Below are 24,607 nucleotides of genomic sequence, written 5' to 3' on the forward strand. Positions count from 1 at the left end.
CCGAAAGTTTCGGATCGGGAGGCGTCGTGGGCGAACGGCCGACCATTGCCAAGATCGCCGAGCAGGCCGGGGTGTCGGTGCCGACCGTCTCCAAGGTGCTGAACGGGCGTTCGGACGTGGCCGCGGCGACCCGGGCGCGGATCGAGAGCCTGATCCAGGAGCACGGGTACCGGCGGCGCAGCGCGAGCACGACGGCCGGCCCGATGATCGACCTGGTGTTCAACCAGCTCGGCGGCGAGTGGGCGATGGAGCTGATCCGCGGCGTCGAGGAGGTCGTCCGCGCCGAGGGCGTCGAGCTGGTGCTGTCCGAGTGCGGCGGCGCGCTGCGGCCGCGGCAGGAGTGGATCGAGTCGGTGCTGAACCGGCGGCCGCTCGGCGTGATCATGGTGTTCTCGGACCTGGACGCCGACCAGCGCGCCCAGTTGGAGGCGCGCCGGATCCCGTTCGTCGTGGTCGATCCGGTCGGCGACGTGGGCGACGACGTACCCTCGATCGGCTCGGCGAACTGGAACGGCGGCCGGCTGGCGACGACGCATCTGCGGACCCTCGGCCACACCCGGATCGGGATGATCGGCGGTCCGGTCACGACGCTGTGCTCACGGCAACGCGTCGACGGGTACACCGACGCGTTGCGCTCGACCGGCGTCGAGGTCGATCCTGCGCTGATCCGGTGGGCCGACTTCGAGGTCGGCGGCGGCCACCGCGAGGCACTCGCGCTGCTGCGCCTCGCCGACCCGCCCACCGCGATCTTCGCCGGCAGCGACATGCAGGCGCTGGGCGTCTACCAGGCCGCCCGTGAGCTGGGCCTCGACATCCCGCGCGACCTGTCCGTCGTCGGGTACGACGACCTGCCGATGGCGGACTGGGTCACGCCGCCCCTCACGACCGTCCATCAGCCGCTCCAGCAGATGGCCCAGCTCGCCACCCGGGTCGTCCTCGACCTGTCCCGCGGCAAGACCCCGACCGCCCTGCGCCTGGACCTGGCCGTCGACATGCGCGTGCGCCAATCCACCACCTCGCCCCTCACCGACGGCGGCTAGGGTGGCTGCATGATCGTCGGCGTGGGTATCGATGTGGTCGACGTGGATCGGTTCATGCGGACGCTGGAGCGGACGCCGGGGTTGCGGGATCGGGTGTTCACGGCCGTCGAGGCGGTGAAGCCGCCGGCGTCGCTGGCGGCCCGGTTCGCGGCCAAGGAAGCCCTGGCGAAGGCGCTCGGAGCCCCGGGCGGGATGCACTGGCACGACGCCGAGGTACAGACCGACGAGACCGGGCGGCCCTGGCTGGAGATCACCGGCACGGTCGCGGCGCAGGCAGCCAAACTCGGCGTCCAGAGCCTGCACCTGTCGCTCAGCCACGACGCCGGGATCGCCTCCGCCGTCGTCGTCCTGGAGGGTTGACCATGCGGCACGCGCACACCGTCGAGCAGGTCCGGTCGGCCGAGGCCGAGCTGATGGCGAGGCTGCCGGAGGGCACGCTCATGCAGCGCGCGGCCGGCGGTCTCGCGGTTGCCATCAGCAACTTCCTCGGCGGCACGTACGGCGCCCGCGTCGTGCTGCTGATCGGCTCCGGCGACAACGGCGGCGACGCGCTGTACGCCGGCGCGCGGCTGGCTCGTCGCGGCGCGAAAGTCACGGCGGTGCTGCTCTCGCCCAAGGTGCACGAGCGGGGTCTTGCGGCGTTGACGGAGGCCGGCGGGCGCGGCGTCTCGACGACCGGTGAAGTCTCCGCCGAGGTCTCCGGGGCCGTCGAGGAGGAGATCGCCGCCGCCGACGTCGTGGTCGACGGGATCGTGGGCATCGGTGGTCGGCCGGGCCTGCGCCCCGACGCGCTCGCGGCCGTGCGGCTGGCCAACGACTACGGCGTACCGATCGTGGCCGTCGACACGCCGTCAGGCGTCGATGTCGACACGGGTGAGACTCCGGAGCCGCACGTCGACGCCGCCCTCACCGTCACGTTCGGCACGCACAAGATCTGCCACTTCGTCGATCCGGCGGCGACCGCCTGCGGCCCGGTGCACCTCGTCGACATCGGCCTGGATCCCTCGCCCGCCGAGGTGCAGGCCTTCCAGGCATCCGACGTACGAGCGCTGTACCCCGTCCCGCACGGCGAGTCCGACAAGTACTCCCGCGGCGTACTCGGCCTGATGGTCGGCTCCACGCAATACCCGGGCGCGGCGGTCATCGCCACCTCCGGCGCGCTCGCCGGCCCGGTCGGCATGGTGCGCTACATCGGCCCGGACGCCGTCGCGAGCGCCGTGCGCGAGGCGCATCCGGAGGTCGTCGGCGACGGCCGCGTGCAGGCCTGGACGATCGGCTCCGGACTCGGCGACGACCTGGACATCCCACGGATCCGCGACCTGCTGGACGCCGACGAGCCAGTAGTCCTGGACGCCGACGGCCTGAAGGCGCTCGACGACTCCGGCGACCACGTCAACGTCCTCGCGACCCCGCACGCCGGCGAACTCTCCCGCCTCCTCGGCGTGGACCGCGCGACGGTCGAGGCTGAGCGCCTGAAGCACGCGCGTCTGGCGGCCGAGCGATTCGACGTGACCGTCCTGCTCAAGGGCTCGACCACGGTGATCGCGAGCCCCGACGGCGAAGTGCGGGTGAACACGAACGCCACCCCGTGGCTCGCCACCGCCGGCGCCGGCGACGTCCTCGCCGGCCTGTGCGGTTCGCTCCTGGCCGCTGGTCTGTCCACGCTGGACGCGGCCGCCGCAGGCGCGTACCTGCACGCCGCCGCGGCCAACCTCGCGTCGGGCGGCGGGCCGGTTACGGCCATGACCGTCGCGCAGGCGCTTCCCGAGGTGACTCGCCGCCTCCTGAGCTGAGGCGCGCGATTGGTGTTGCGGGCGCGGGGAGGCGGACGTAGGACTGGAGCGTTGCCTCCGCCGCCCTTGGAGTGTGCTCGTGAAGCGATTCGTGGGGTTCGTGGTCCTGGTCGTCCTGGCTGTTCTGCCGCTGCCGGCGCACGCGCAGCAGGCGCGGACGTACGTCGCCGACGCGCGGACGAAGATCGACGTGATGGGGGAGTGGGCCCATCCCGACGACGACACCAGCATCATCGGCCCGTGCGGTGTCTGGCATCAGCTGTACGGCGTCAAGTGCGGCGTGATCATGGTGACCCGCGGCGAGGGCGGCGGGAACGCGACCGGACCCGAACTCGGCCCCGACCTCGGTCTGCGGCGCGAGAACGAGGACCGGGTCGCGCACTACCGCTCCGGGACCGTCGACATCTTCAACCTCGACCGGATCGACTTCTTCTACAACCAGAGCGCACCGCTGACGCAGTACTTCTGGGACGAGCAGGAAACGCTCCGCCGGGTCACGCGGGTGATCCGCGAGACGCAGCCGGAGATCTACATCGGCTTCACGCCGACCCTCGCCGCCGGCCACGGAAACCACCAGCAGGCCGGCCGGCTGATCTGGGAAGGTGTGCTCGCGGCCGCGGATCCGGCCAGGTTTCCCGAGCAGCTGAAGGGCCCGCACGCCCTCAGCACCTGGCAGGTGAAGAAGGTCTTCTCCGGCGGGAGCACCGCGGGCACCGGCGGTACGACGGCCTCGGCGAACTGCACCACCGGATTCACCCCGACCGGCCTCGACACGGTCGCGGGCATGTGGACCGGCTACAACTCGCCGTACACCTGGCCGGCCGGCAACTCGCAGGGGCAGCCGGCCGGGACGCCGAAGATCTGGCAGCAGGTCGCCGACGAGGGGCGCGCGGCGTACCCGACACAGAGCCGCGTGATGTACAAGGGCACGTCGGCGCCGGCCTGTCCGCGCTTCGGGATGACCGAGTCGTTCGTGCCGTTCCAGCCGAACACCAGCCCGCTCGCCGGCCGCGACGACGCGATTCTGTTCGGTGCGAAGAAGCCTGATCCGGGCGGGTTGCCGCTGGGAACGCTGGAGTACATCACGTTCTCGCGGTTCTACAACGTCGCCGGTGAGCCGTTCCAGGCGACCGTGCACCTGCGGGCACCCGGCGGAAAGCTTGCTGCTGGCAACGTTCAGCTCGGCGTTCCGGCGGGCTGGTCGGTGGACGGTCCGCGGCAGGTGCAGCCGAAGCAGTCGGCCGACCTGACGTTCACCGTCACGCCCGCCGCCGGCGCGACGGTCGACCAGAACGCCAAGGTTTCCGCGCTCTACACGACGACCGGCCACGCGACGGGCTACACGGAAAACGTGGTACGAATCGTTTCCGCCGCCGAGGGACGTTTCCAGCGCTGGGGGAACTGGCAGGAGTACGACGAATGGCTGCGGGACACCGCACCGCAGGCCAACCGGCTCGGCCGCTCCCAGGCGATCCAGTCGATGGGCGTCGGACAGACCATCGACGTACCGGTCGTCGTCCACAACTGGTCCGCCAAGCAGCAGACCGGCGCGGTGTCGCTCGATCTCCCGGCGAACTTCACCGTGGACGCGAACGCCAAGCCGTACGATCTGGCACCCGGCGCGGACACGACCGTCACGTTCAAGCTCACCAACACCGACGCGACCCTGCCGGCCCAGCAGAACGTCAGCATCCCGATCCGCACCGCCACCGGCAGCGAGACCCTCACCCTCACCCTCGTGCCGACCACGGCGATCCCGCAGACAGCACAGGCTCCGGTCGTCGACGGGAAGGCCGATCCGGGTGAGTACCCAGGCCCGACGCTCGACCTCGGCCGGATCTGGCAGGGCGCGAGCGGTTGCACCGGCGTCGACGACTGCGGTGTGTCCGCGACCGGCGCCGGCAGCACCGCGAAGGTGAGCCGGTCCGACGACGCGCTGTACTTCTTCATCCACGTCCGCGACGACTTCCAGTCGTACGCCGTGACGCCGGCCGAATGTGTCGGGCACTGGCAGGCCGACTCCGTGGAGATCCTGCTCGACCCGCGCGGCACCGCGTCGCAGGACCTCAAGGACACGGCGAACACGTTCAAGCTCGGCATCTTCCCCTTCACCCAAACCGGTGCGCCGTGCTGGGAACGGGACGCCGACAACCACCAGGGCTATTCGAGCGGCGCTCTGGACACCGGCAACGCGCCCGGCGTCCAGGTCGCGTCGACGGCGCAGTGGGTCGGGAGCAACGAGACGACCGTGCCGCACGCCTACACCGGCGGCGGGTACGACCTCGAGGTGAAGATCCCGCTCGCGGACCTGCCGTCCGCCGTCGACCCGTCGAGGCTCGGGCTGAACATCACGCCGTACGACAACGACGACACGTCGGCGCCCGGTACGACGACGCTGCGGCACATCGACATGAGCACCCGGCTCGGCTGGTCGGCGCTCGGATCCGTGCAGTCCGACCCGTACCGCTGGGGCCTCGCCACGCTCCCCGGCTACACGCCGCCCGCGGACCGCCCGACCACACCGGCGCCGCCCGACGTGTCGAACCCGAACCTCAACGGCGCGCTGTCACCGCAAACGATTGCGCAGTCCGCGCGCAACGGCGTACCGATCTCCGGCCGGGTGCCGGCCGACGACCTCCGGATCCTGTCGGCGACGACGCGCGGGAACGCCGTCCACCTGGTCACGTCGTCGAAGGGCACCGGCACCGCCCGGGCGTTCCTGACCAGTGGGGAGCTCGGAGCGATCCCGGTGTGGACGACGTCGTGTACGGCGGATCCGCCGCCGGACTACGGGTTCACGCCGTGCGCGATCACCGACGGGGCGACGCCGCCGTGGTCACCGGACATGAGCGGTCACCTGGTGCAGCAGGCCACACAGCAGGTCACGCGCGGCATCCAGCAGTGGACGATCCCGTTGACCGCGGCCCAACGTCAGCAACTGCAGGACCGCGGGCACCTGCTGGTTTCCTACGAGACGACGAAGAACGAGGTCCAGGCCTTCGACATCCGCATCGCGTAGCCGGCCGCCTCGCGGACCTGCTCGCTCGGGTGGACGAGAGCCCGTTCCAGCAGGTCCGCGGTGGCGGGCTCGGCCGCTGCTCCGCCTGTTGCCATCAGCAACGGGACGAGGCCGTACGGGTCCGTCTCCAGGGACAGCTGCGAGCGCAGGACCGGCTCCGTCCAGGTCAGGGTGTGCCGGTTGACGGCCTCGGTGACCGCGGCGGTGCGTTCGGCCGAGCGCAGCCGGAGGAAGAGCGCTTTGGCCCCGGCGCACTCCATCTCGACGATTTGCTCGTCGCCGGCCGCGAAGACGGTGCCGCTGTCGGTACGACCGAGCCGCTCGAAGGTGGTGCCGGTCGCGAGCTTGATCGCGGTCAGCAGATCCTTGTCCAACCAGTCGTCCGGCCGGATGACCAGACCTGTCCAGTGCTGCCCGCTCGTGGGCTCCTCACTCACTCGCGTCAGCGTAGCGCGGTGAAGTCCAGACCGCCGGAGGAGGAGCGCAGCTGCAGCGTCGAGCCGTCGATCGTGTAGGTCAGCTCGCCCTTCAATCCCTTGAGGACAACGGATTCCAGCGTAGTCGCGGCACCCGTGCAGGCCCGCCGGGTGGTGGCGAGTTCGCCGAAGGTCAGCGTGCCGGTCCCGCGCGCGATCGTGCCCTGGAACTCGTTGCAACCGGTCGAACCGGTGACCCGCTCGCCGTTCAGCGTCATCCAGGCCTTCTCGGAACCGACCTGGTGCGACGCGGACTCACCGGTGACGACGGTGGACAGCGCCCACTTCGTCCCGTCGAGCGCTAGGTCCGGCTCTGCGCTCTGCCGGTCCAGCAGCGAGATCGTCGCGCTGTCCGTGGACAGTTCGAGCTTGTCGCCGTCGAGCTTCCAGGCCGGCTTGGCCGCGATCACGCCGGCCATCCAGGCGTCCTGGCTCTGGAGCGGCTCCATGCAGCCGATCAGCGTCGACGTGATTTCCTTGTCAAGGACCAGCCGGCCGTCGCTCGTCGACACCTTCGCCTGTGACGAGTTGCAGCCGGCATCGAAGGACAGCCGGCCGTCCTCGGTGAACTCCAGCCGGATCCGGGTCCGCGGAGCGAGTGCTCGCGGTTTCCCGTTCTCGCTCACCGAGGTGGACAGGAAGGTCCGCCCGGTCAGCGCGGCGCCGTCCCGTGCGCCGTCCCTGGAGCCGGTTCCGGCCTCGGTCCCGCACGCGGTCAGGAGGAGCAGAGCCGTCGCGGAGAGTGAGATCATCCGTGTGTTCACGCTCTGAGGACGCTGCCGGCAGCGCTCGCGTTGCGGGTGAAGGCTCCGTTAATTCAGGACCCGGGGTTGACATCTCTTGGTCACGGTTGGATAACGTCAGGCGCCGTACGCGAGAGCAACCTTCCTGGGGACCCAACCGAAGAGCTGGTCGCCCGGTAGCACTGGGGCAACACCGGGCGGACCGTCAGAGACAGACAGGAACGTTTCGCATGCCCCCCTCCTCCCGATCATTCCGGAGTCGCACCCTCCTCCCGGCGGCCGTCCTCGCGGTCGGCGTGCTGGTCGCGGCGCCGATCGTCGTGCACGCGAGCAAGGACTCGCCGGTCGCGACCGCGAACGCCGCGGACAGCACGGTGACCGCTCTGCCCAGTGCCGGACGTGTGGAGACCTGCGTCCTGGACGCGTACTCCGGATGCACGGTCCTGCACGGCTTCGGCCAGAAGCCGGTCGCGATCACCGCGACCCCCTCCGGCCCCGCGATGCTGTCGATCGACCCGAGCCGCACGACCGACCAGAGCTACCGCCTGCGTGCGCTCCGGTACGACGGCAACAAGTACGCGGCCGGCACCAAGCTGACGTACACGGCGCACTACGACTTCGCCGCGGTAGCGGGTCAGCCCACGACCCCGGCGCCGTCCACCACTACGACACCGACCAAGCCGCCGACGTCCAGCACGCCCACCGCGACGCCGACGCAGACCACCACCACACCGACCAAGCCGCCCACGTCGAGCCCGCCGACCAGCACGCCGACGAGCCCGCCGAGCAGCACCCCGACGAGCACGCCGACCGGGACCAAGAGCTGCACCAACCCGGGCTGGGTCACCACGGCGACCGGCAACGCCGGCGAGGGCCGGACCTACGGCCAGTACTACGTGCACAACAACATGTGGAACAACCACAACGGCACGTACACGATGTCGGTCTGCAACTACGACAACTGGTTCGAGGACGTCACCCAGCCGAAGCCCGGTGACCTCGGCGTCCAGGCCTACCCGAACGTGCACAAGGACTACGCCGACTTCCCGCTCGCGCGGATCCAGTCGGCGAAGTTCGCCGCCACCGCGCCGAGCTGCTCGGGCTGCATCTACAACGTGGCGTTCGACATCTGGATCAACAACGGCTTCGAGAACGAGCTGATGATCTGGACCCAGAACTCCGGCCAGACCCCGGCCGGCTCGAAGATCGGCACCACGACGATCGGCGGCCAGCAGTACGAGGTCTGGAAGACCGACGGCGCCAACACCCCGGGCGGCATCTTCACCTACAAGTCGGTGAACACCCAGACCGCCGGCACCATGCCGCTGCAGTCGTTCTTCCAGGACCTGGAAGCCCGGAAGTGGATCCCGGCGAACTCCACCACCTGGCAGGTCGACTACGGCGTGGAGGTGGTCTCCACCAACAACACCAAGCAGCGCTTCGCCTTCACCGATTTCTCCATCCAGGAGAGCTGACCCCTCGCGCTCTCGCGACCCCCGGCGGCCACCGCGCTCTCGCGGTGGCCGCTTAGGGTTCTGGATGTGACCGAACTGGTGATCTTCGACAACGACGGCGTGCTGGTGGACTCCGAGCGGCTGGCCAACACGATTCTGGCCGAGCTGCTCACCGAGGCGGGGCTGCCGTACACGTTCGAGGAGGCGGTGCGGGACTTCATGGGCGGGTCGATGGCCTCGATGCGCCGGACGGCGGAGGCGCGGCTCGGGCGGCCGCTGCCGGCAGATCTCGAGGACCGCTATCACCAGCGGCTGTTCGACGGGTTCGCGAACCTGCGGGCGATCGAGGGCGTCGAGGCGGTTCTCGACCACCTGGACGACCGCGGCCTGACCTACTGCCTGGCCTCCTCCGGCACCCATCGGCGGATCCGCACGGCGTTGACCGCGGTCGGCTTCCTGCACCGGTTCGAAGGCCGGATCTTCAGCGCCGAGGACGTCGCACACGGCAAGCCGGCCCCCGACCTGTTCCTGCACGCGGCCGCCTCGATGAGCGTGAAGCCGGTCGACTGCCTGGTGATCGAGGACAGCCCGCTCGGCGTCGCGGCCGCGGTCGCCGCCGGGATGAAGGTCTTCGGGTACGCCGGCATGACCGACCCCGCGAAACTCTCCGATGCGGACACGGTTTTCCACACCATGACCGCCCTCGCGCCCCTCATCGACGGCGCCTGACACGAGGGCATGTCTCCCAGCCCCACGCCTACTGCGCGGCACTCGGCACGCCACCTCGCCGCACTGGAGCAAAGGCCACGATGAAACCACATCGAGGCCTTCGCTCCAGCACGCCGATGCGCCGCGCCGAGCACCTGCTCGCGACGGCGTGGGGCTGGGAGACATACCCTGGACCGACCATGCCTACTCCTCAGTCACGCCCGGTCCGCGCCGAGGCGGTGGTCGATCTGGCCGCGATCCGTCACAACGTGACCACGCTGCGCGCCCGCGCCGCGGGTGCGCAGCTGATGGCCGTGGTCAAGGCCGACGGGTACGGGCACGGGATGGTCCCGGTCGCCCGGGCCGCTCGCGAGGCCGGCGCGGACTGGATCGGCGCCGCGGTGCTCGACGAGGCGCTGGCGCTCCGCGAGGCCGGTGACACCGGGCGGATCTTCTGCTGGCTGACCACGCCCGGCGAGCCGCTCGCCGACGCCATCGAGGCCGGGATCGACCTGTCGGCCGGGGCGCCGTGGGAGATCGACGAGCTGGCCGCGGGCGTGCAGGACCGTCCGGCGCGGGTGCACCTGAAGATTGACACCGGCATGTCCCGCGGCGGCGCCGTACCGGAGGAGTGGCCGGCGCTGATCCGCGCCGCCGTCCGCGAGCAGGCCGCCGGGCGGATCGAGATCAAGGGCATCTGGTCGCACCTGGCGTCCTCGGACGAGCCGAAGAGCCCGGTGAACGAGTCGCAGCTGGCGACCTTCACCGAGGCGATCGAGGTGGCCGAGTCGTTCGGCGTCGACGCCGAGTTCAAGCACCTGGCGAACTCCGGCGCCACGCTCGCGCTGCCGGAGACCCATTTCGACCTGGTCCGGCCGGGCGTCGCGACGTACGGGCTGTCGCCGTTCGGGCATGCGTTGCCGTCGGCCGAGCTCGGGCTGAAACCGGCGATGACGCTGAAGGCGCGGCTGGCGATGGTGAAGCGGGTGCCGGCCGGCGCCGGCGTCTCGTACGGGCTGACCTGGACCGCGCCGCGGCCGTCGACACTCGGCCTGGTCCCGCTCGGGTACGGCGACGGCCTGCCGCGACACGCCTCGAACGGCGGCCCGGTCCAGGTGCACGGCCGGCGCCGGGCGATCGTCGGCCGGATCTGCATGGACCAGTGCGTCGTCGATCTCGAGGACGACGAGGCCGCGGCGGGCGACGAGGTCGTGTTGTTCGGCCCGGGGACGGCGGGCGAGCCGACCGCGGACGACTGGGCCGACGCGGCCGGGACCATCAACTACGAGATCGTGACCCGGCTGGGTGCGCGGATCCCGCGCAGGTACGTCGACAGCGCCCAGGACCTGCCCCGACCTGCCGCCCCGGCCGAAAGGTAGGCCGGCATGTCCAAAGCAAGTCGGACTGCTGGTCTGATCGGGGCCGCGGTCGGCGTGCTGGCCGCGGGTGCCGCGGCAGGTGTCGCGGTCGAGCGTCAGGTGATCGGGCGGCGCTCGGGCCAGCGCAAGCAGCTGGAGGCGGAACCGTTCGGTTCCCAGCGTGGCACGCCGTACGTCTTCACCGCCGACGACGGCGTCGAGCTGTACGTGGAGGTGGACGAACTCAAGCGTTCCCGGCGACCTGCGCCACCACCGAAGCGACGGCTGGGCCGCAAGTTGCCGTTGCCGACCGAGGACCTGACGGTGATCTTCGTCCACGGGTATGGCCTGAACCTGGACGCCTGGCACTTCGAGCGCCGTGACCTGGCCGGCATCGGCACGATGGTCTTCTACGACCAGCGCTCGCACGGCCGCTCCGGCCGGTCGCCCAAGGAAGGCGTCAGCATCGAGCAGCTCGGCAAGGACCTCTACGGGATCCTCGAGCGGTTCGCCCCGACCGGTCCGGTGATCCTGATCGGTCACTCGATGGGCGGCATGACGATCATGGCGCTCGCCGAGCAGCATCCCGAGCTGTTCGGCGACCGGGTGATCGGCGTCGGTCTCTGCTCGACCAGCGCCGGCGGGCTGGACCAGGTCCCGATCGTGTTCCCCGGCAAGGTCGGCCGGCTGGCGCGGGCGCTCGCGACGCCGACGGTCGCCGCGCTGGCCCGGATCCCGGACGTGGTGGAGCGCAGCCGGAAGGCCGGGACGGACCTCAGCTACCTGCTCACCCGGAAGTACTCGTTCGGCTCCGAGGTGCCGCCGGCGTTCACCGAGTTCGTCAACGAGATGATCGCGGCAACGCCGATCGAGGTGATCGCGGACTTCTACCCGATCTTCGCGCTGCACGACAAGTTCGAGGCGCTGGAGCCGCTGCAGAAGGTGGAGTGCGTCGTGATCGGCGGCGACAAGGACCACCTGACGCCGTTCGCCCACGCCGAGGAGATCGTCCGGCGGGTGCCCGGCGCCGAGCTGGTCGAGGTGAAGAACTGCGGCCATCTCGGCCTGATCGAGCACCACCGCGAGTTCACCGCCGCCCTCCTTGGGATGATCGAGCGAGCTGAACAATCGTTAGGGGGGTCATGACCGACCTGCACGTCGTCGACGCGACACCCGAGCATGCCGCGGAGATCGTGTCGGTGATCCACCACGCGTTCGCCGCGCGGCGGGTGCTCGATCCGCCGTCGACGCAGCTGTCCGAGAACGTCACGACCGTGGCGGCCGCGCTCGCGGAGCACGGCGGGCTGCTCGTGCTCAGCGACGGGGTGCCGCTCGGCGCGATGCTGTTCGAGCAGGCCGGTGACGTGCTCAACCTGCGCCGCGTGTCGGTCGACCCGCGGTCCCAGGCCCGCGGCGTCGCCTCGGCGATGGTCGGCTGCGCCGAGGAGGTCGCCGTACGGCGGGGGCTCAACCGGGTGAACCTGATCGCGCGGATCGAGCTGCCGGACACCGTGGAATTCTGGCGCCGGCGGGGGTACTCCGTCGTCGACCAGCAGGCGCACAACCTGATCTTCGCCAAGGCGATGCCTGTCGAGCTGGAGGTGCCGACCGCCGACGACATGCAGGCGATCGGCGAGGAGCTGGCCGGACAGCTGCGGGCGGGCGACGTGCTCGTACTGTCCGGGGACCTCGGGGCGGGGAAGACGACGTTCACGCAAGGGCTGGGCGCCGGACTGAAGGTGCGCGGCGCGATCACGTCGCCGACGTTCGTGATCTCGCGGGTGCATCCGTCGCTGGTCGACGGGCCCGCGCTGGTGCACGTCGACGCGTACCGGGTCGGGGGCTTCGCGGAGCTGGACGATCTCGACCTGGACGCCAGCCTGGAGGACGCGGTCACCGTCGTCGAATGGGGTCACGGTCTGGCCGAGGCGCTCGCGCCCGACCGGCTCGACATCGTGGTGACGCGCGGCGACGACGACACCGACGAGACGCGCGCGCTGCGGATCACCCCGGTCGGCCCGCGCTGGGCCACCTCCGGCGTCCGCGTGTCGGCTTTGGAGAAGAACTGACATGCTGCTCGCCTTCGACACCTCGAGTGCCGCGGTCACGGTCGCGCTGGCGACGCCGGCCGGTGAGATCGTCGCGTCGTCGACGACCGTCGACGCGCTCCGGCACGGCGAGCTGCTCGCCCCCGCGATCGCGTCGGCGCTGGACTCAGCGGGAGCCGGCCCGCGCGACCTGACCGGGATCGCGGTCGGCGTCGGCCCCGGCCCGTTCACCGGCCTGCGGGTCGGGCTGGTGACGGCCCGGACGATGGGCGAGGTGCTGGGCATCGAGGTCTCCGGCGTCTGCAGCCTCGACATTCTCGCGCGCCAGTCGTCGCTGACCCTGCCGGTCGCGGTCGCCACGGACGCGCGCCGCAAGGAGATCTACTGGGCGCTGTACGACGGGCCGGCCGTGGACGGGAGTCGCCGGCGCCTGGAGGGGCCCGCGGTCGACAAGCCGGCCGACGTCGCCCACGTGCTGTCCGGGCTGCCCGTCATCGGCCGAGGTGCTGTTCTGTACGGCGACGTGCTGGGTCTGCCGCCGGCCGCCGATGACGCGGTTGCCGAATATCCGTCGGCCGAGGTGCTCGCGACCGGTGTCGCGACCGGGACCCTGGTGGTCGTCGAGCCCGAGCCGATGTACCTGCGCCGCCCAGACGTGACGATGTCCGCCGGGCCGAAGAGCGTGCTGTGAGACCTGCCATCCGGCCTGCGCGCGCGGACGATCTGCCGGCGTTGGTCGCGCTCGACGAGGTGTGCTTCGGGTCGGACGCCTGGAGTGCGGGCGCGTGGGCGGACGAGTTCGAGCGGCTGTCCGAGGACCGGACGATCCTGGTCGCGGACGAGGGCGCGGTCGTCGGGTACGCCGTACTGCTGGTGCCGCCGGTTGTGGAGGACGTGGTCGAGGTCCTGCGGATCGCGGTGACGCCGGCCGAGCGGCGGACCGGTATCGGTGGGCAGCTGATGACGATCGCCCTGGATCGTTGTGCGGGCCGGACGGTTCTGCTTGAAGTTGCCTCGGGCAATCAGTCGGCGCAAGCCCTGTACGCCGGGTTCGGGTTCGAGGAGATCAGCCGTCGGCAGGGGTACTACGGCGGCGGCGAGGACGCGGTGATCATGCGGTGGCGGGAGGAACTGTGAACGAGCCTTTGATCCTGGGGATCGAGACGTCGTGCGACGAGACCGGTGTCGGGATCGTGCGCGGGCAGACGCTGCTCGCCGACGCGGTCGCGTCCAGCGTCGAGGAGCACGCCCGGTTCGGCGGTGTCGTCCCCGAGGTGGCCAGTCGCGCGCACCTCGAAGCGATGGTGCCGACGATCCGGCGGGCCTGCGAGACCGCCGGGATCAAGCCGACCGACGTGGACGCGGTCGCGGTGACCAGCGGCCCCGGGCTGGCTGGTGCGCTGCTTGTCGGTGTCGCGGCGGCCAAGGGCCTGGCGTTGTCGCTGGGCAAACCGATCTACGGCGTGAACCACCTCGCGGCGCACGTCGCGGTCGACACCTTGGAGCACGGTGACCTGCCGAAGGGCTGTGTCGCGATGCTGGTGTCCGGCGGCCACTCGTCGCTGCTCGCGGTCGAGGACATCACCGACGGCGTCGTACCGATGGGCAGCACCATCGACGACGCGGCCGGCGAGGCGTTCGACAAGGTCGCGCGGGTGCTCGGGCTGCCGTTCCCGGGCGGGCCGTACATCGACAAGGCGGCGCGCGACGGCGGCGACCGGCTGTACGTGACGTTCCCGCGCGGGCTGACGTCGCAGCGCGACCTCGAGCGGCACCGGTTCGACTTCTCGTTCTCGGGGTTGAAGACCGCGGTCGCACGCTGGGTCGAGGCGCGCCGGCGCGACGGTGAGGACGTGCCGGTGAACCACGTGGCCGCGGCCTTCCAGGAGGCGGTCTGCGACGTGCTGACCCGCAAGGCGATCGACGCCTGCAAGGACCGCGGGTTCGAGCACCTGCTGATCGGCGGCGGTGTCGCGGCGAACTCGCGGCTGCGGGCGATGGCCGAGGAGCGGGCCGCCGCGGCCGGTATCGCCGTCCGGGTGCCGCGACCGGGGTTGTGCACCGACAACGGCGCGATGGTCGCCGCGCTCGGCTCGGAATTGGTCCGGGCCGGGAAGCAGCCGTCGCCACTCGATCTCCCCGCCGATTCCTCGATGCCGATCACGGAGGTACTGAACAGATGAAGTGGACCGGGCCGGACGGTTTCGAGGCTGACGACACCGCCGAACGCGTCGACGCCGCTGTCGTCCAGAGCTTCCTGAGTTCGTCGTACTGGGCGCAGGGGATCCCGCGCGAGGTGGTGGACCGCGCGATCGCGGGATCGCTCAACCTCGGGGTGTACGACGCGGCCGGCGCGATGGTGGCGTACGCGCGGATGGTGACGGACCGGGCCACGTTCGCGTGGCTGGCCGACGTGTTCGTGCTGGAGTCGCACCGGGGTCACGGCCTCGGGCGGTTCGTCGTGTCGACGCTGCTGGAGCACCCGGACCTGAAGGGCCTGCGGCAGATCCTGCTGGCGACGGCCGACGCGCACGAGCTCTACCGCTCGTACGGCTTCACCGAGACGCCGCCCGGCCGGATGATGGCCATCCGCAAGGAGCCGACCGAGCTGTACAACCAGCTGTGAGCTGTCCGGGTGTCGACTTCGTCCGGCGCCCGGCCGGAGCGACGGATCTGGTGCTGCTCGCCCACGGCGGGTCGGAGCACTCGCACGCCGACCCGCATCTGTGGCGGCCCGCGCTGTTGCGGATGTGGCCGTTCGCGGTGGCCGCGCGCGCGGCGGCGCCGGACGCTGCGATCGGGTTCCTGCGGTACCGCTTCCGCGGCTGGAACGACGCCGGCGACGCGGCCGCCGATCTGCGGACCGTCCTGGACGAACTGCCGCCGGTGCTCTCGCGGGTGTTCCTGATCGGGCACTCGATGGGCGGTCGGGCGGTTGTTGCCGCGGGCGATCATCCGCGGGTGGCAGGCGTGCTCGGGCTGGCCCCGTGGTTGCCGGCCGGCGAACCGCTCGCCGCGCTGCGTCCGCCGGTCACCTTCGTACACGGCACCGACGACAAGATGACCGATCCAGCGGGTACGACGGCGTACGCGGCGCGGCTGCGGGCGGCCGGAGTGGCGGTGACGACGTACTCGATCCGCGGCGAGGCGCACGCGATGCTGCGGCGCGCCCACGACTGGAACCTGCTGGTCACGGACTCCGTCAGAGCGGCCCTGGGTGAGCCGGGGTCGTCGGATCGGCAGGCCTCCCGCGATGTCGTGGTCGAAGAGTTGCAGGCAGGCCGGCACCGGACGTCGACGGCGGCCGCGGTCGGGGGGATCGCGATCGCGCGGCTCCGGTTGCCGATCCGGAGCCGCTTCCGCACCGGCCGGTGACGCGCCGGTCTGTCGTGGCGGTCAGGCGGCCAGCCGGAAGTGCCGTCGGCCGTGGACCTTGGCGTCGATCAGCATGTGGTGGGACGTCGCGATCGCCCACAGCACCACCATCGCCGCCATCAGTACGGCGAGGCCGATGTCGCTCGCGCTGATCAGCATCAGCAGACCACCCGCGAAGGCGGCGGTCCCGAGCAACGAGGTGACGGCCAGGTAGGCCTTGTTGCCGTGCAGGAGCGCATCGAATCCAGGAACCACGGCGATCAGCGATGCCGCGAATCCCAGCCCGAGCAGCACCGCGCCGGTCGCCCGGATGCCGTCCATCCAGGGCAGCGCGATGTCGACGAGCCACAGCACGTACAGCGCGACGGCCAGCGCCACGACACCGGTGGCGATCAGGTCTCGCTTCGGAACACGCATGACGAACACTCCCTTCACCGGGTACGGCGCAGCTCGCGCTGGATGTCGGCCTCGGTCACCTCGTGACGGAAGAACACCTGCCACACGTTGAGTGCGAGCAAGACTCCCCACCCGGCAAGGACCCAGCCCGGCCAGAAGTAGCCACGGCCGGTGATGGCCCAGATCCCCACCAGGAAGGCGTTGACGATCACGTAGCCGACGATGTCGCCACGGACCTTGCGCTTCTTGAGCAGACGGGAGCGCGCCCGCTCGTAATCGGAGGTTGTCTGTGTCATGTCGACACCTCCTTCGATGCGAACCTCTCCACCTTCAGCGTCGGTCGGTGACCCGCTGCGCGGCAGAGCCGTTCGTCCCGAAGAATCCTGTCCCCGCCGGAGCTGTCGGGTGTTGGTGGCGGGCCTCCGGGGAGAGCGGCAGCGGACGCAGCACCTCGCCCGCCGGCAGGTCCCCGGAGACCCGCTCGCGAGATCGATCATATGTTCGAATACAGGTCGAGCGCAAGTCAGGACTGTTCGGCCCGATGCCGGCCGGGGGTGGTGCCGACGATCGCCGCGAAGGCCGCGATGAAGCCGCTCGGGTTCGCCCAGCCGCAGGCGTGCGCGACGTACGTGGTGTCGTGGCCGGCGGCGAGCAGCACGAGCGCATGGTAGATCCGGAGCTGCGTGCGCCATTCGTAGAAGGTCATGCCGAGTTCGTCGCGGAGCAGCCGGCTGAGCGTCCGGGAGCCGGCGCCGGCCGCGCGGCCGAGCTCGGCCAGTGACGTGTTGTCGGCAGGGTTCTCGTGCAGCAGTTTCGCGATGGTGCGCAAGCGGTCGTCGCGCGGCTCGGGGAGTTGCAGCGGTTGCTCGGCGGCTTCGTGGAGTTCGCCGACGAGGACGTGTTCCAGGCGGCGCCGGGCTCCGGTGTCCAGTTGGCGGCTGGTCAGGGCGAGGAGTGCCTCGCGGGCGAGGCCGGAGGCAAGGAAGACGGCGGGGCGGTCCGGGATGCGCCGCGCCAGTCCGGCGGTCAGGAACACGATCCGCATATCGGTCTCGCCGTGCGCGCGGTGGTGGTGCGTCGAGTGTGCCGGCGTCCAGGCGACGCGGTTGGCGGGCACGATCGAGGTGCCGTGATCGGTGTGGACGGAGATGACGCCGCGGGCGGCGTACACCAAGTGCCCCTCGTCGTGGGTGTGCACCGCACTGGTGCCTCCGGAAACCCATCGGTGTGCGCCCGCGGACGGGAACAGTTCCGACTCGAGGGGCCGGCCGTCGGGCATGGCGCTACCGGCCATCGGCCACTCTGCGGCACGAGTAGGCGACGGCGTCCCGGTCGATCCGCGTGATGATCAGCGTCGCCGACGCCGCACCCTTCGGAGCAAGCTTCTTGCGCAGCTGCGCCGGATCGAGATCCACCCCGCGCTTCTTGATCTCCAGCGTGCCGATCCCGTTGCTGCGAACCCAGGCGCGCAACGCCTTCTCCTTGTAGGGCAGCTCTTCCAGCACCTCGTACGCCGAGGCGAGCGGCGTCAGCACGTGCTGCGCCGCCGTGACGTAAGCGATGCGCGGATCGAGCAGCCAGCCACCCACGGCTGCCGCGACCGCCGTCACCAGACCGGCCCGGACGACGGCGCCGTCCGGCTCGTAGATGTACCGCCCGACCGGCCCGACCTCAGCGTCCGGCGCCTCGGCGACACTCGCCTGGCTCGGCAGCAGCGTCGCCCGGCGGGACGTACCGCCGTACAACTTTCCGGACCACAGTGCGGCTTCCTTCACCTCACCGCCATCGCTGATCCACTCGGCTTCCACGCTGTCGGGAATCGCGTCGTGCGGAATGCCGGGCGCCACCTTCACGCACGCGGTCCGCTCCAGGAGCGAGGTCACGAACGACCACGGCGGCGAGTAGGCGTTGTGGTCGAACACGCGCCGCCCGTCGGCCCGCCGCGCAGGATCGGCGAACACCATGTCGTACGGCGTGAGGTCCGTGGTCTGCGCATCGCCTACCAGGACATCGCCGGGCAGGTCGAACGTGGCCAGGTTTGCCCGGGCGACCGCTGCTGTCTCGGGGTCCCGCTCCACGCCGGTGACCCGCAGGCCGGCGCGGGCCATCGTGATCAGGTCGCCGCCGATGCCGCACCCCAGGTCGACCACGGTGTCGATCTGGGTGGCTGCGATCCGTACGGCGCGGTGGGTGCTCACTGTGGTGCGGGTGGACTGCTCCAGGCCGTCCGGGGTGAAGTACATGCGCTCCGCGTCCGGACCGAACTTGGCGGTCGCACGGTGGCGTAGTGCGGCCTGGGTCACCGCAGTCGTGACCAGTGTCGCGTCGTACGAGCGTCTGAGCTTCTCGACGAGCTGGAGCTCTCTGCCGGGGCGGTACTCAGCACAAGCAGCCGCCAGCACCTCAGCGCCTGGTCCGTCGAGCAACGCCGTGACAGTCACCCGGTAAGCCTAGAGCGGGCTGGAACAGCTCCTGCTCCAGCTGCGGGTAGCCATCGAGTACAGGCGCCAGTTCATCGCGGAGCGGGTCTTCGGGCCGTAGATGCCGTCCACCACCAGGTGGTGCTTGCGCTGCACCATCTTGATGACAGTGCGGGTGTTGGTGCCGTAGATGCCGTCGACGGCGAGCTTGGTGCCGTAACAGAAGTTCAGGTTGCGCTGGAGGACCTGGATCGCGGTCTCCGGATCACCTGTCCGGGCGGAGCCGCGGAACGGGTCGTCGCCGTACATGAGGTTGCAGGTCGTGCTCGTGCTGCCCAGGATCGACGGCATCGGGATGCCCCAGCTGCGGTTCACCGGCACGAGCCGGGCAGACCTGCACTGCGGCAGCGCGGCCGCTACCTTCAGCTCGGCCGCCGTCGCGTCGTTGGACACCGCTTCGTCGACCTTGGGTGCGTCTGCTGCCGGGGCCGCGACGGGCGGGCCGGCGGCCGGCGGCGACTCTTTCGACGCGTTGGCCGCGACGGCGCCGACGCCGACCGCGGCGACGGCGGTCAGCAGCGCGATCGTCCGGCCGGACAGCTTCGGGAACGCGGGCAGCTTGAACGCCATGGGCCCCTCCTGTGATCGCTCTGAGAGAACGGTCGCATGCGGACCCGGGTCCGGCCCAGCGTTCGGCCACAATCCGTACCCGGACGATTACCCGGCCGATGAGAATTCGTCTGGCACTCGAGTTGACCGAGTGCTAATCGCGGCCTAGATTCGGTGTTGGCACTCTCCACACGAGGGTGCCAGCGGTCCGGCCTCTGACCCCCGCGACGGCAGGGGAGCGCGACCACATGCCACAGACAAGCGAATTCGACCGTGGAGGTCAGCAAGTGTCGGTCACGATCAAGCCGCTCGAGGACCGCGTCCTCGTCGCGCCGCTCGAAGCCGAGCAGACCACGAAGTCCGGCCTGGTGATCCCGGACACCGCCAAGGAGAAGCCGCAGGAGGGCGAGATCCTCGCCGTCGGCCCGGGCCGGATCGACGACAACGGCAACCGCGTCCCGCTGGACGTCGCCGTCGGCGACAAGGTCATCTACTCCAAGTACGGCGGCACCGAGGTCAAGTACGACGGCCAGGACTACCTGATCCTGGGCGCCCGCGACATCCTCGCAGTCGTCAGCAAGTGACGATCGCTCGCTGTTCCTGACTGACACCGCCCTGGTGCCGCACACCGGCGCCGGGGCGGAGTCGGTCTGGGACCAGCGAGTCCGTACTGCTTACGAAGAGCGAATTTCAGAGAGGGACTGGATTTTTCATGCCGAAGATCCTCGAGTTCGACGAGAACGCGCGGCGCGCGCTGGAGCGCGGCGTCGACAAGCTCGCGAACACGGTGAAGGTGACGCTCGGCCCGAAGGGCCGTTACGTCGTCCTGGACAAGAAGTGGGGCGCCCCGACCATCACCAACGACGGTGTCACCGTCGCCCGTGAGGTCGAGCTGGACGACCCGTTCGAGAACCTTGGTGCGCAGCTGACCAAGGAGGTCGCCACCAAGACCAACGACATCGCCGGTGACGGCACCACCACCGCGACGGTGCTGGCGCAGGCGCTGGTGCACGAGGGCCTCCGGGCGGTCGCCGCCGGCGCCAACCCGATGGGCCTCAAGCGCGGTATCGAGGCGGCCGTCGAGGCCGTGTCGGCCAAGCTGGTGGACACCGCGAAGCCGGTCGACGACAAGGGCGACATGGCCCACGTCGCGACCATCTCCGCCCGCGACGCCGAGATCGGCGCGCTGATCGCGGACGCGTTCGACAAGGTCGGCAAGGACGGTGTGATCACCGTCGAGGAGTCGAACACCTTCGGGACCGAGCTCGAGTTCACCGAGGGTATGCAGTTCGACAAGGGCTACATCTCGCCGTACTTCATCACCGACGCCGAGGCCGGCGAAGCGGTGCTGGAGGACCCGTACATCCTGATCCACCAGGGCAAGATCTCCGCGATCGCGGACCTGCTGCCGCTGCTGGAGAAGGTCGTGCAGTCCGGCAAGACCCTGCTGATCATCGCCGAGGACGTCGAGGCCGAGGCGCTGTCCACCCTCGTGGTGAACAAGATCCGCGGCAACTTCACCTCGGTCGCCGTCAAGGCGCCGGGCTTCGGCGACCGCCGCAAGGCGATGCTGGAGGACCTGGCCGCGCTCACCGGCGCGCAGGTCGTCGCCCCCGAGGTCGGGCTGAAGCTCGACCAGGTCGGCCTCGAGGTGCTCGGTTCGGCCCGCCGGATCGTGGTCTCGAAGGACAACACGACCGTCGTCGAGGGTTCCGGCAAGGCCGAGGACATCGAGGGCCGGGTCAGCCAGATCAAGTCCGAGATCGAGCGCACCGACTCCGACTGGGACCGCGAGAAGCTGCAGGAGCGGCTGGCCAAGCTGGCCGGCGGCGTCTGCGTGATCAAGGTCGGCGCGGCCACCGAGGTCGAGCTGAAGGAGAAGAAGCACCGGATCGAGGACGCGGTGTCCGCGACCCGGGCCGCGATCGAGGAGGGCATCGTCGCCGGCGGCGGCTCCGCTCTCGTGCACGCGGCGACCGTCCTGGACGGCGGCCTCGACCTCGAAGGTGACGAGGCGACCGGTGTCCGGATCGTCCGCAAGTCGATCGTCGAGCCGCTGCGCTGGATCGCCGAGAACGGCGGCTACGAGGGCTACGTCGTGACGTCGAAGGTGGCCGAGCTCGAGTCCGGCAGCGGCTTCAACGCCGCCACCGGTGAGTATGGCGACCTGCTGGCCCAGGGCGTGCTGGACCCGGTCAAGGTGACCCGGTCCGCGCTCGCCAACGCCGGCTCGATCGCCGCGCTGCTGCTGACGACCGAGACCCTGGTCGTCGACAAGCCCGAGGAAGAGGAGCCCGCCGCGGCCGGTCACGGCCACGGGCACGGTCACTGACCTCAGGCAGTAGTCAAGCCGTAGTTCGACAGCACAGCACACAGAGCACCGCCCGGCAGGAAACTGCCGGGCGGTGCTCTGTTCTCATAGGAGCTGTGTCGATTCGCGAGCGTCGTTCCGAGGACCTGCAGGTCTGCGTCGAGTTGTTGCGGGTGGTGCACGCGCAGGCCGGCTACCCGATCAATTGGCCCGCCGACCCGGAGCGGTGGCTGACGCCGGAGGCGGCGCTCGGCTGCTGGGTGGCCGTGACCGGAGCCGGTGAGCGGGTTGTCGGACATGTGGTGCTGACGGGAGTGGGCGACGGCGCCGAGGTGGAGCGGTTGTTCGTGGATCCGACGGCGACGCGTCAGGGGGTTGGCCGCCAGTTGCTCGACCATTGCGTGCAGACAGCGGCGGGGCTCGGGCGGCCGCTGTCGCTCGAGGTGGTCGGCAACCGCGGCGCGGCAGAGCGCCTGTACCGCCGGGCGGGCTGGCTGGAGACCGGCCGCACGCCGATCGACTGGGGCGGCGATCACGCCACCGAACTCATCCGGTTCAGCGCGCCGCGGCGAACCGAACCGGCCAGTAGTGACAGATCGTGACCAAAACCCTGGCTTGACCACGAATTGCCACTATGCAAGGAGAGTTGAGCGCCGTACCATCTTTCGAGCTGACCGGTCCGAACACGAGGGGGCGAGGGGTGACAGAGGTCCGAGTACCTGACACCCACGACCGGGTCGAGCTCAGGGATCTTGCCGCGCTGGCCGGCGACGGGGACCGTACAGCTCTCAACGACCTGCTCACCAGGGTGCGCGCTGTGGCGCACCGCTACGTACGGTCCCGTCTGTGGACCTATCCCGGCGGCGCCGACATGGTCGACGACGTCGCGCAAGAAGTTTGTGTCGCGGTTTTCGGCGCGCTCGGCCGCTACCGCGACGAGGGGAGGCCTTTCGAGGCTTTCGTCTACGGCATCGCGGCCCGCAAGGTCGCCGATGCCCAGCGTGCGTTCGCGGTGGCCGACGTCTCGACGCCGGACCTGCCGGACGGCGCGGACGAGTCACCGACGCCGGAGGAGCACGCGGTACGGCACTCAGAGGTCCAGCACATCATGGGGCTGCTGGACAAACTGCCGGAGAAACTGCGCGAGATCCTGCGCCTTCGCGTCGTTGCGGGGATGTCAGCCGAGGAGACCGGCCGGGCACTGGGCATGACACCGGGGGCGGTGAGGGTCGCACAGCATCGGGCGTTGAACACGCTCAGGGGGTTCGTGGGGCATGAAACACAGCTGGAACGAGGAAGAGCAGGGGAGGGGCATCATGGCTGACCGATTCGACCTGGACGCGATCGAGGCCGATGACGCACTGCTCGATCTGCTTGCCGCCGGTGGGGAGTCCGCCCGCTCGGCGGGTGAGCACGACCCGGCCGTCGCACTGCTGGCCGATCTACGGCTCGCGGTGGAGGTCGAGGACGAGCTCCCGGTGGAGACCATCGACGATCCGGAGAGCTTCCTGGCGCGCTGCGCCGCGCTCAACCCGATGACCGACCCGTTCGCCCGCAAGATGGCGACCCGCGGTCTGGCCTTCGGTGTCGCCGCGGTGGCCGCGCTGTCGGTCTCCGGGGTCGCGGCGGCGGTCACCGGCGATCCGTTGTCGCCGTACGAGAAGGTCATCGAGAAGATGGTCGACGCGGTCCGCCCGCAGACCAGCTTCCCGAAGGAGGACGTCGACGGCTCGCCGGTCGTGGACCGGAGCAAGATCGTCAAGGTCAGCAAGGACTTCAAGAAGGACAAGGCCGAGCACGCCGCCCAGTCCGGCAAGGACGGCGCGGCAACCGACGACGATCCGCAGGCGCAGGACCTCAAGGGCACGCCGGAGGTCGTCCAGCCGGAGGACAGGCCGGTCGCGAGCCGCGAGTGGCCGTACCCGCTGCTCCCGACCGACGAGCAGAAGACGCAGGAGCCGGTCAAGCCGACGACCGAGGTGACGGCGACGCCGAAGCCGACCGACGACAAGACGGACGAGCCGACCGGTACCAAGACCGACGAGCCGACCGACACCAAGACCGAGAACCCGCCGGACACGCCGCCGTCGACGCCGACCGAAGAGCCGACCGAGCCGGCGACCCCGACCCCGACCCCGACGGACACGACCACCGCGACTCCGCCGCCGACGAACGGCGAGACCAACACGGGCGACGGCGGGACCGGTACCGGCGACAACACGGTGAGCGACCCGACCGGTACGCCGAGCGCGGGGTCCGGCGACGGTCAGACCGGTGGCGAGGAGACCACGCCGCCGGGTTCGGACAGCACCACGCCCGCCGGCACCGACAGCACCGGTACCAGTGACACCTCCGGCGACGACACGAAGCCGAGCAGCCCGGTCACGCAGGTCCCGGAGCAGACCGAGCAGGTCCAGCAGCAAGTGGAGCAACTGGTCGAGAAGATCCAGGAGGTCCTGCCGACGCCGAGCGGCCTGCCGGTCACCAACGAGAGCGCCGAGCAGTTCTTCGGCGTTCCCGACGCGACCGCGAAGTCGATCGACACCCGCAGCTCGGCCAAGAGCACGAAGTCGGCCAAGAGCGGGAAGCACTCGAGCGGGAAGGTCAGCACGGGCTCGGTCCGCAAGACCTACCCGACCGGCAAGCACTCCACCGGTCACTATCCGGAGGGCAAGCACGCCGCCATCGAGCGGACCCACGGATCCACGACCGACACGAGCCTGCTGCAGATCCTCGAGGTCGTCAACAAGCCGATCCGGTAACCGTCCGGCCACGCACCGCCCGTCGCCCAGCGGCGGGCGGTTGCCTGTGGACGGCGGATTCGGGGCCTGGCGGCGGCGCGGATAGGATGGGGTCC

26 protein-coding genes are annotated in these 24,607 nt (G+C 70.4%); 19 read left to right on the forward strand and 7 right to left on the reverse strand.

From position 1 onward, the window contains the following. Positions 1–26: 26 nt before the first annotated feature. The 4 genes from ACWEOO_RS11055 to ACWEOO_RS11070 all read left to right on the forward strand — a co-directional run bounded on the left by ACWEOO_RS11055 (position 27) and on the right by ACWEOO_RS11070 (position 5,852). A complete protein-coding gene (locus ACWEOO_RS11055; protein ID WP_452142803.1) occupies positions 27–1,040 on the forward strand; it encodes a LacI family DNA-binding transcriptional regulator in 1,014 nt (337 codons plus the stop codon). 9 nt (positions 1,041–1,049) lie between these two features. Beyond that, the gene (locus ACWEOO_RS11060; RefSeq protein ID WP_141854699.1) at positions 1,050–1,400 is read left to right on the forward strand and encodes a holo-ACP synthase; all 351 of its coding nucleotides are present in this window, start codon (positions 1,050–1,052) and stop codon (positions 1,398–1,400) included. Positions 1,401–1,402: 2 nt separating this feature from the next. Continuing rightward, positions 1,403–2,833, forward strand: coding sequence for an NAD(P)H-hydrate dehydratase (locus ACWEOO_RS11065; protein WP_452142804.1), 1,431 nt, complete (start codon positions 1,403–1,405; stop codon positions 2,831–2,833). 79 nt (positions 2,834–2,912) lie between these two features. Further along, positions 2,913–5,852 carry a PIG-L family deacetylase gene (locus tag ACWEOO_RS11070; RefSeq protein WP_452142805.1) on the forward strand — a complete coding sequence of 980 codons (2,940 nt, stop codon included), beginning with the start codon at positions 2,913–2,915 and terminating at the stop codon, positions 5,850–5,852. On the opposite strand, the gene ACWEOO_RS11075 is transcribed toward ACWEOO_RS11070, so the two are convergent. Both ACWEOO_RS11075 and ACWEOO_RS11080 read right to left on the reverse strand, forming a co-directional pair. Continuing rightward, positions 5,801–6,289: a hypothetical protein gene (locus ACWEOO_RS11075; RefSeq protein ID WP_452142806.1), complete on the reverse strand. Its 489-nt coding sequence runs from the start codon at positions 6,287–6,289 to the stop codon at positions 5,801–5,803. The genes ACWEOO_RS11070 and ACWEOO_RS11075 overlap by 52 nt on opposite strands. 5 nt (positions 6,290–6,294) lie before the next feature. Further along, the gene (locus ACWEOO_RS11080; RefSeq protein ID WP_452142807.1) at positions 6,295–7,092 is read right to left on the reverse strand and encodes an META domain-containing protein; all 798 of its coding nucleotides are present in this window, start codon (positions 7,090–7,092) and stop codon (positions 6,295–6,297) included. 209 nt (positions 7,093–7,301) lie between these two features. Between ACWEOO_RS11080 and ACWEOO_RS11085 the strand changes: the two genes are divergently transcribed. The 10 genes from ACWEOO_RS11085 to ACWEOO_RS11130 all read left to right on the forward strand — a co-directional run bounded on the left by ACWEOO_RS11085 (position 7,302) and on the right by ACWEOO_RS11130 (position 16,014). Beyond that, on the forward strand, positions 7,302–8,546 hold the full coding sequence (locus ACWEOO_RS11085; protein WP_452142808.1) for a GH12 family glycosyl hydrolase domain-containing protein: 1,245 nt from the start codon (positions 7,302–7,304) through the stop codon (positions 8,544–8,546). Positions 8,547–8,612: 66 nt separating this feature from the next. Next, positions 8,613–9,254 carry an HAD family hydrolase gene (locus ACWEOO_RS11090; protein ID WP_452142809.1) on the forward strand — a complete coding sequence of 214 codons (642 nt, stop codon included), beginning with the start codon at positions 8,613–8,615 and terminating at the stop codon, positions 9,252–9,254. A gap of 179 nt (positions 9,255–9,433) precedes the next feature. Further along, positions 9,434–10,612 carry an alanine racemase gene (gene alr / locus ACWEOO_RS11095; protein ID WP_359927628.1) on the forward strand — a complete coding sequence of 393 codons (1,179 nt, stop codon included), beginning with the start codon at positions 9,434–9,436 and terminating at the stop codon, positions 10,610–10,612. A 6-nt stretch (positions 10,613–10,618) separates the two neighbouring features. After that, on the forward strand, positions 10,619–11,737 hold the full coding sequence (locus ACWEOO_RS11100) for an alpha/beta fold hydrolase (protein WP_452142810.1): 1,119 nt from the start codon (positions 10,619–10,621) through the stop codon (positions 11,735–11,737). Next, entirely contained in the window at positions 11,734–12,660 is a 927-nt protein-coding gene (gene tsaE, locus ACWEOO_RS11105) for a tRNA (adenosine(37)-N6)-threonylcarbamoyltransferase complex ATPase subunit type 1 TsaE (protein ID WP_359927622.1), read from the forward strand. Before ACWEOO_RS11100 ends, tsaE begins: the two co-directional genes overlap by 4 nt. A 1-nt stretch (position 12,661) precedes the next feature. Beyond that, positions 12,662–13,330 carry a tRNA (adenosine(37)-N6)-threonylcarbamoyltransferase complex dimerization subunit type 1 TsaB gene (tsaB, locus tag ACWEOO_RS11110; RefSeq protein ID WP_452142811.1) on the forward strand — a complete coding sequence of 223 codons (669 nt, stop codon included), beginning with the start codon at positions 12,662–12,664 and terminating at the stop codon, positions 13,328–13,330. Continuing rightward, positions 13,327–13,776, forward strand: a complete 450-nt coding sequence (locus ACWEOO_RS11115; protein ID WP_452142812.1) for a GNAT family N-acetyltransferase — start codon at positions 13,327–13,329, stop codon at positions 13,774–13,776. The genes tsaB and ACWEOO_RS11115 overlap by 4 nt, the downstream gene beginning before the upstream one ends. Continuing rightward, a complete protein-coding gene (tsaD, locus tag ACWEOO_RS11120; RefSeq protein WP_452142813.1) occupies positions 13,773–14,822 on the forward strand; it encodes a tRNA (adenosine(37)-N6)-threonylcarbamoyltransferase complex transferase subunit TsaD in 1,050 nt (349 codons plus the stop codon). Before ACWEOO_RS11115 ends, tsaD begins: the two co-directional genes overlap by 4 nt. After that, on the forward strand, positions 14,819–15,265 hold the full coding sequence (locus ACWEOO_RS11125) for a GNAT family N-acetyltransferase (RefSeq protein WP_359927612.1): 447 nt from the start codon (positions 14,819–14,821) through the stop codon (positions 15,263–15,265). The genes tsaD and ACWEOO_RS11125 overlap by 4 nt, the downstream gene beginning before the upstream one ends. Then, positions 15,262–16,014, forward strand: a complete 753-nt coding sequence (locus ACWEOO_RS11130; RefSeq protein ID WP_452142814.1) for a dienelactone hydrolase family protein — start codon at positions 15,262–15,264, stop codon at positions 16,012–16,014. The genes ACWEOO_RS11125 and ACWEOO_RS11130 overlap by 4 nt, the downstream gene beginning before the upstream one ends. 21 nt (positions 16,015–16,035) lie before the next feature. Here the strand turns inward: ACWEOO_RS11130 and ACWEOO_RS11135 are convergent, their stop codons facing one another. From ACWEOO_RS11135 to ACWEOO_RS11155, 5 genes are all read right to left on the reverse strand, one after another. Continuing rightward, complete coding sequence (locus ACWEOO_RS11135) at positions 16,036–16,431, reverse strand: hypothetical protein (protein WP_452142815.1); 396 nt, start codon at positions 16,429–16,431, stop codon at positions 16,036–16,038. A 14-nt stretch (positions 16,432–16,445) separates the two neighbouring features. Next, a complete protein-coding gene (locus tag ACWEOO_RS11140) occupies positions 16,446–16,706 on the reverse strand; it encodes a 2TM domain-containing protein (RefSeq protein ID WP_452142816.1) in 261 nt (86 codons plus the stop codon). Positions 16,707–16,933: 227 nt separating this feature from the next. After that, on the reverse strand, positions 16,934–17,704 hold the full coding sequence (locus ACWEOO_RS11145) for an AraC family transcriptional regulator (RefSeq protein ID WP_452142817.1): 771 nt from the start codon (positions 17,702–17,704) through the stop codon (positions 16,934–16,936). Continuing rightward, positions 17,694–18,851 carry a class I SAM-dependent methyltransferase gene (locus tag ACWEOO_RS11150; protein ID WP_452142818.1) on the reverse strand — a complete coding sequence of 386 codons (1,158 nt, stop codon included), beginning with the start codon at positions 18,849–18,851 and terminating at the stop codon, positions 17,694–17,696. The genes ACWEOO_RS11145 and ACWEOO_RS11150 overlap by 11 nt, the downstream gene beginning before the upstream one ends. A 9-nt stretch (positions 18,852–18,860) precedes the next feature. Next, entirely contained in the window at positions 18,861–19,460 is a 600-nt protein-coding gene (locus ACWEOO_RS11155; RefSeq protein WP_452142819.1) for a peptidoglycan-binding domain-containing protein, read from the reverse strand. A gap of 266 nt (positions 19,461–19,726) precedes the next feature. Between ACWEOO_RS11155 and groES the strand changes: the two genes are divergently transcribed. From groES to ACWEOO_RS11180, 5 genes are all read left to right on the forward strand, one after another. After that, positions 19,727–20,023, forward strand: coding sequence for a co-chaperone GroES (groES, locus tag ACWEOO_RS11160; protein ID WP_130384566.1), 297 nt, complete (start codon positions 19,727–19,729; stop codon positions 20,021–20,023). 128 nt (positions 20,024–20,151) lie between these two features. Further along, the gene (gene groL / locus ACWEOO_RS11165) at positions 20,152–21,771 is read left to right on the forward strand and encodes a chaperonin GroEL (protein WP_359927597.1); all 1,620 of its coding nucleotides are present in this window, start codon (positions 20,152–20,154) and stop codon (positions 21,769–21,771) included. A gap of 95 nt (positions 21,772–21,866) precedes the next feature. Continuing rightward, the gene (locus ACWEOO_RS11170; RefSeq protein WP_452142820.1) at positions 21,867–22,352 is read left to right on the forward strand and encodes a GNAT family N-acetyltransferase; all 486 of its coding nucleotides are present in this window, start codon (positions 21,867–21,869) and stop codon (positions 22,350–22,352) included. 98 nt (positions 22,353–22,450) lie between these two features. Then, the gene (gene shbA / locus ACWEOO_RS11175; RefSeq protein WP_355699537.1) at positions 22,451–23,074 is read left to right on the forward strand and encodes an RNA polymerase sigma factor ShbA; all 624 of its coding nucleotides are present in this window, start codon (positions 22,451–22,453) and stop codon (positions 23,072–23,074) included. Then, positions 23,067–24,512: a hypothetical protein gene (locus tag ACWEOO_RS11180; protein WP_452142821.1), complete on the forward strand. Its 1,446-nt coding sequence runs from the start codon at positions 23,067–23,069 to the stop codon at positions 24,510–24,512. Before shbA ends, ACWEOO_RS11180 begins: the two co-directional genes overlap by 8 nt. The last annotated feature ends 95 nt before the right edge of the window (positions 24,513–24,607 follow it).

This window comes from Kribbella sp. NPDC004138 (assembly GCF_053603655.1).

Coding starts and splice junctions, on each gene's coding strand:
- ACWEOO_RS11060 (WP_141854699.1), top strand. CDS start 1,050: ATGATCGTCGGCGTGGGTATCGATGTGGTCGACGTGGATCGGTTCATG.
- ACWEOO_RS11065 (WP_452142804.1), top strand. CDS start 1,403: ATGCGGCACGCGCACACCGTCGAGCAGGTCCGGTCGGCCGAGGCCGAG.
- ACWEOO_RS11085 (WP_452142808.1), top strand. CDS start 7,302: ATGCCCCCCTCCTCCCGATCATTCCGGAGTCGCACCCTCCTCCCGGCG.
- alr (WP_359927628.1), top strand. CDS start 9,434: ATGCCTACTCCTCAGTCACGCCCGGTCCGCGCCGAGGCGGTGGTCGAT.
- ACWEOO_RS11100 (WP_452142810.1), top strand. CDS start 10,619: ATGTCCAAAGCAAGTCGGACTGCTGGTCTGATCGGGGCCGCGGTCGGC.
- tsaE (WP_359927622.1), top strand. CDS start 11,734: ATGACCGACCTGCACGTCGTCGACGCGACACCCGAGCATGCCGCGGAG.
- tsaB (WP_452142811.1), top strand. CDS start 12,662: ATGCTGCTCGCCTTCGACACCTCGAGTGCCGCGGTCACGGTCGCGCTG.
- ACWEOO_RS11125 (WP_359927612.1), top strand. CDS start 14,819: ATGAAGTGGACCGGGCCGGACGGTTTCGAGGCTGACGACACCGCCGAA.
- ACWEOO_RS11135 (WP_452142815.1), bottom strand. CDS start 16,431: ATGCGTGTTCCGAAGCGAGACCTGATCGCCACCGGTGTCGTGGCGCTG.
- ACWEOO_RS11140 (WP_452142816.1), bottom strand. CDS start 16,706: ATGACACAGACAACCTCCGATTACGAGCGGGCGCGCTCCCGTCTGCTC.
- ACWEOO_RS11145 (WP_452142817.1), bottom strand. CDS start 17,704: ATGGCCGGTAGCGCCATGCCCGACGGCCGGCCCCTCGAGTCGGAACTG.
- ACWEOO_RS11155 (WP_452142819.1), bottom strand. CDS start 19,460: ATGGCGTTCAAGCTGCCCGCGTTCCCGAAGCTGTCCGGCCGGACGATC.
- groL (WP_359927597.1), top strand. CDS start 20,152: ATGCCGAAGATCCTCGAGTTCGACGAGAACGCGCGGCGCGCGCTGGAG.
- ACWEOO_RS11180 (WP_452142821.1), top strand. CDS start 23,067: ATGGCTGACCGATTCGACCTGGACGCGATCGAGGCCGATGACGCACTG.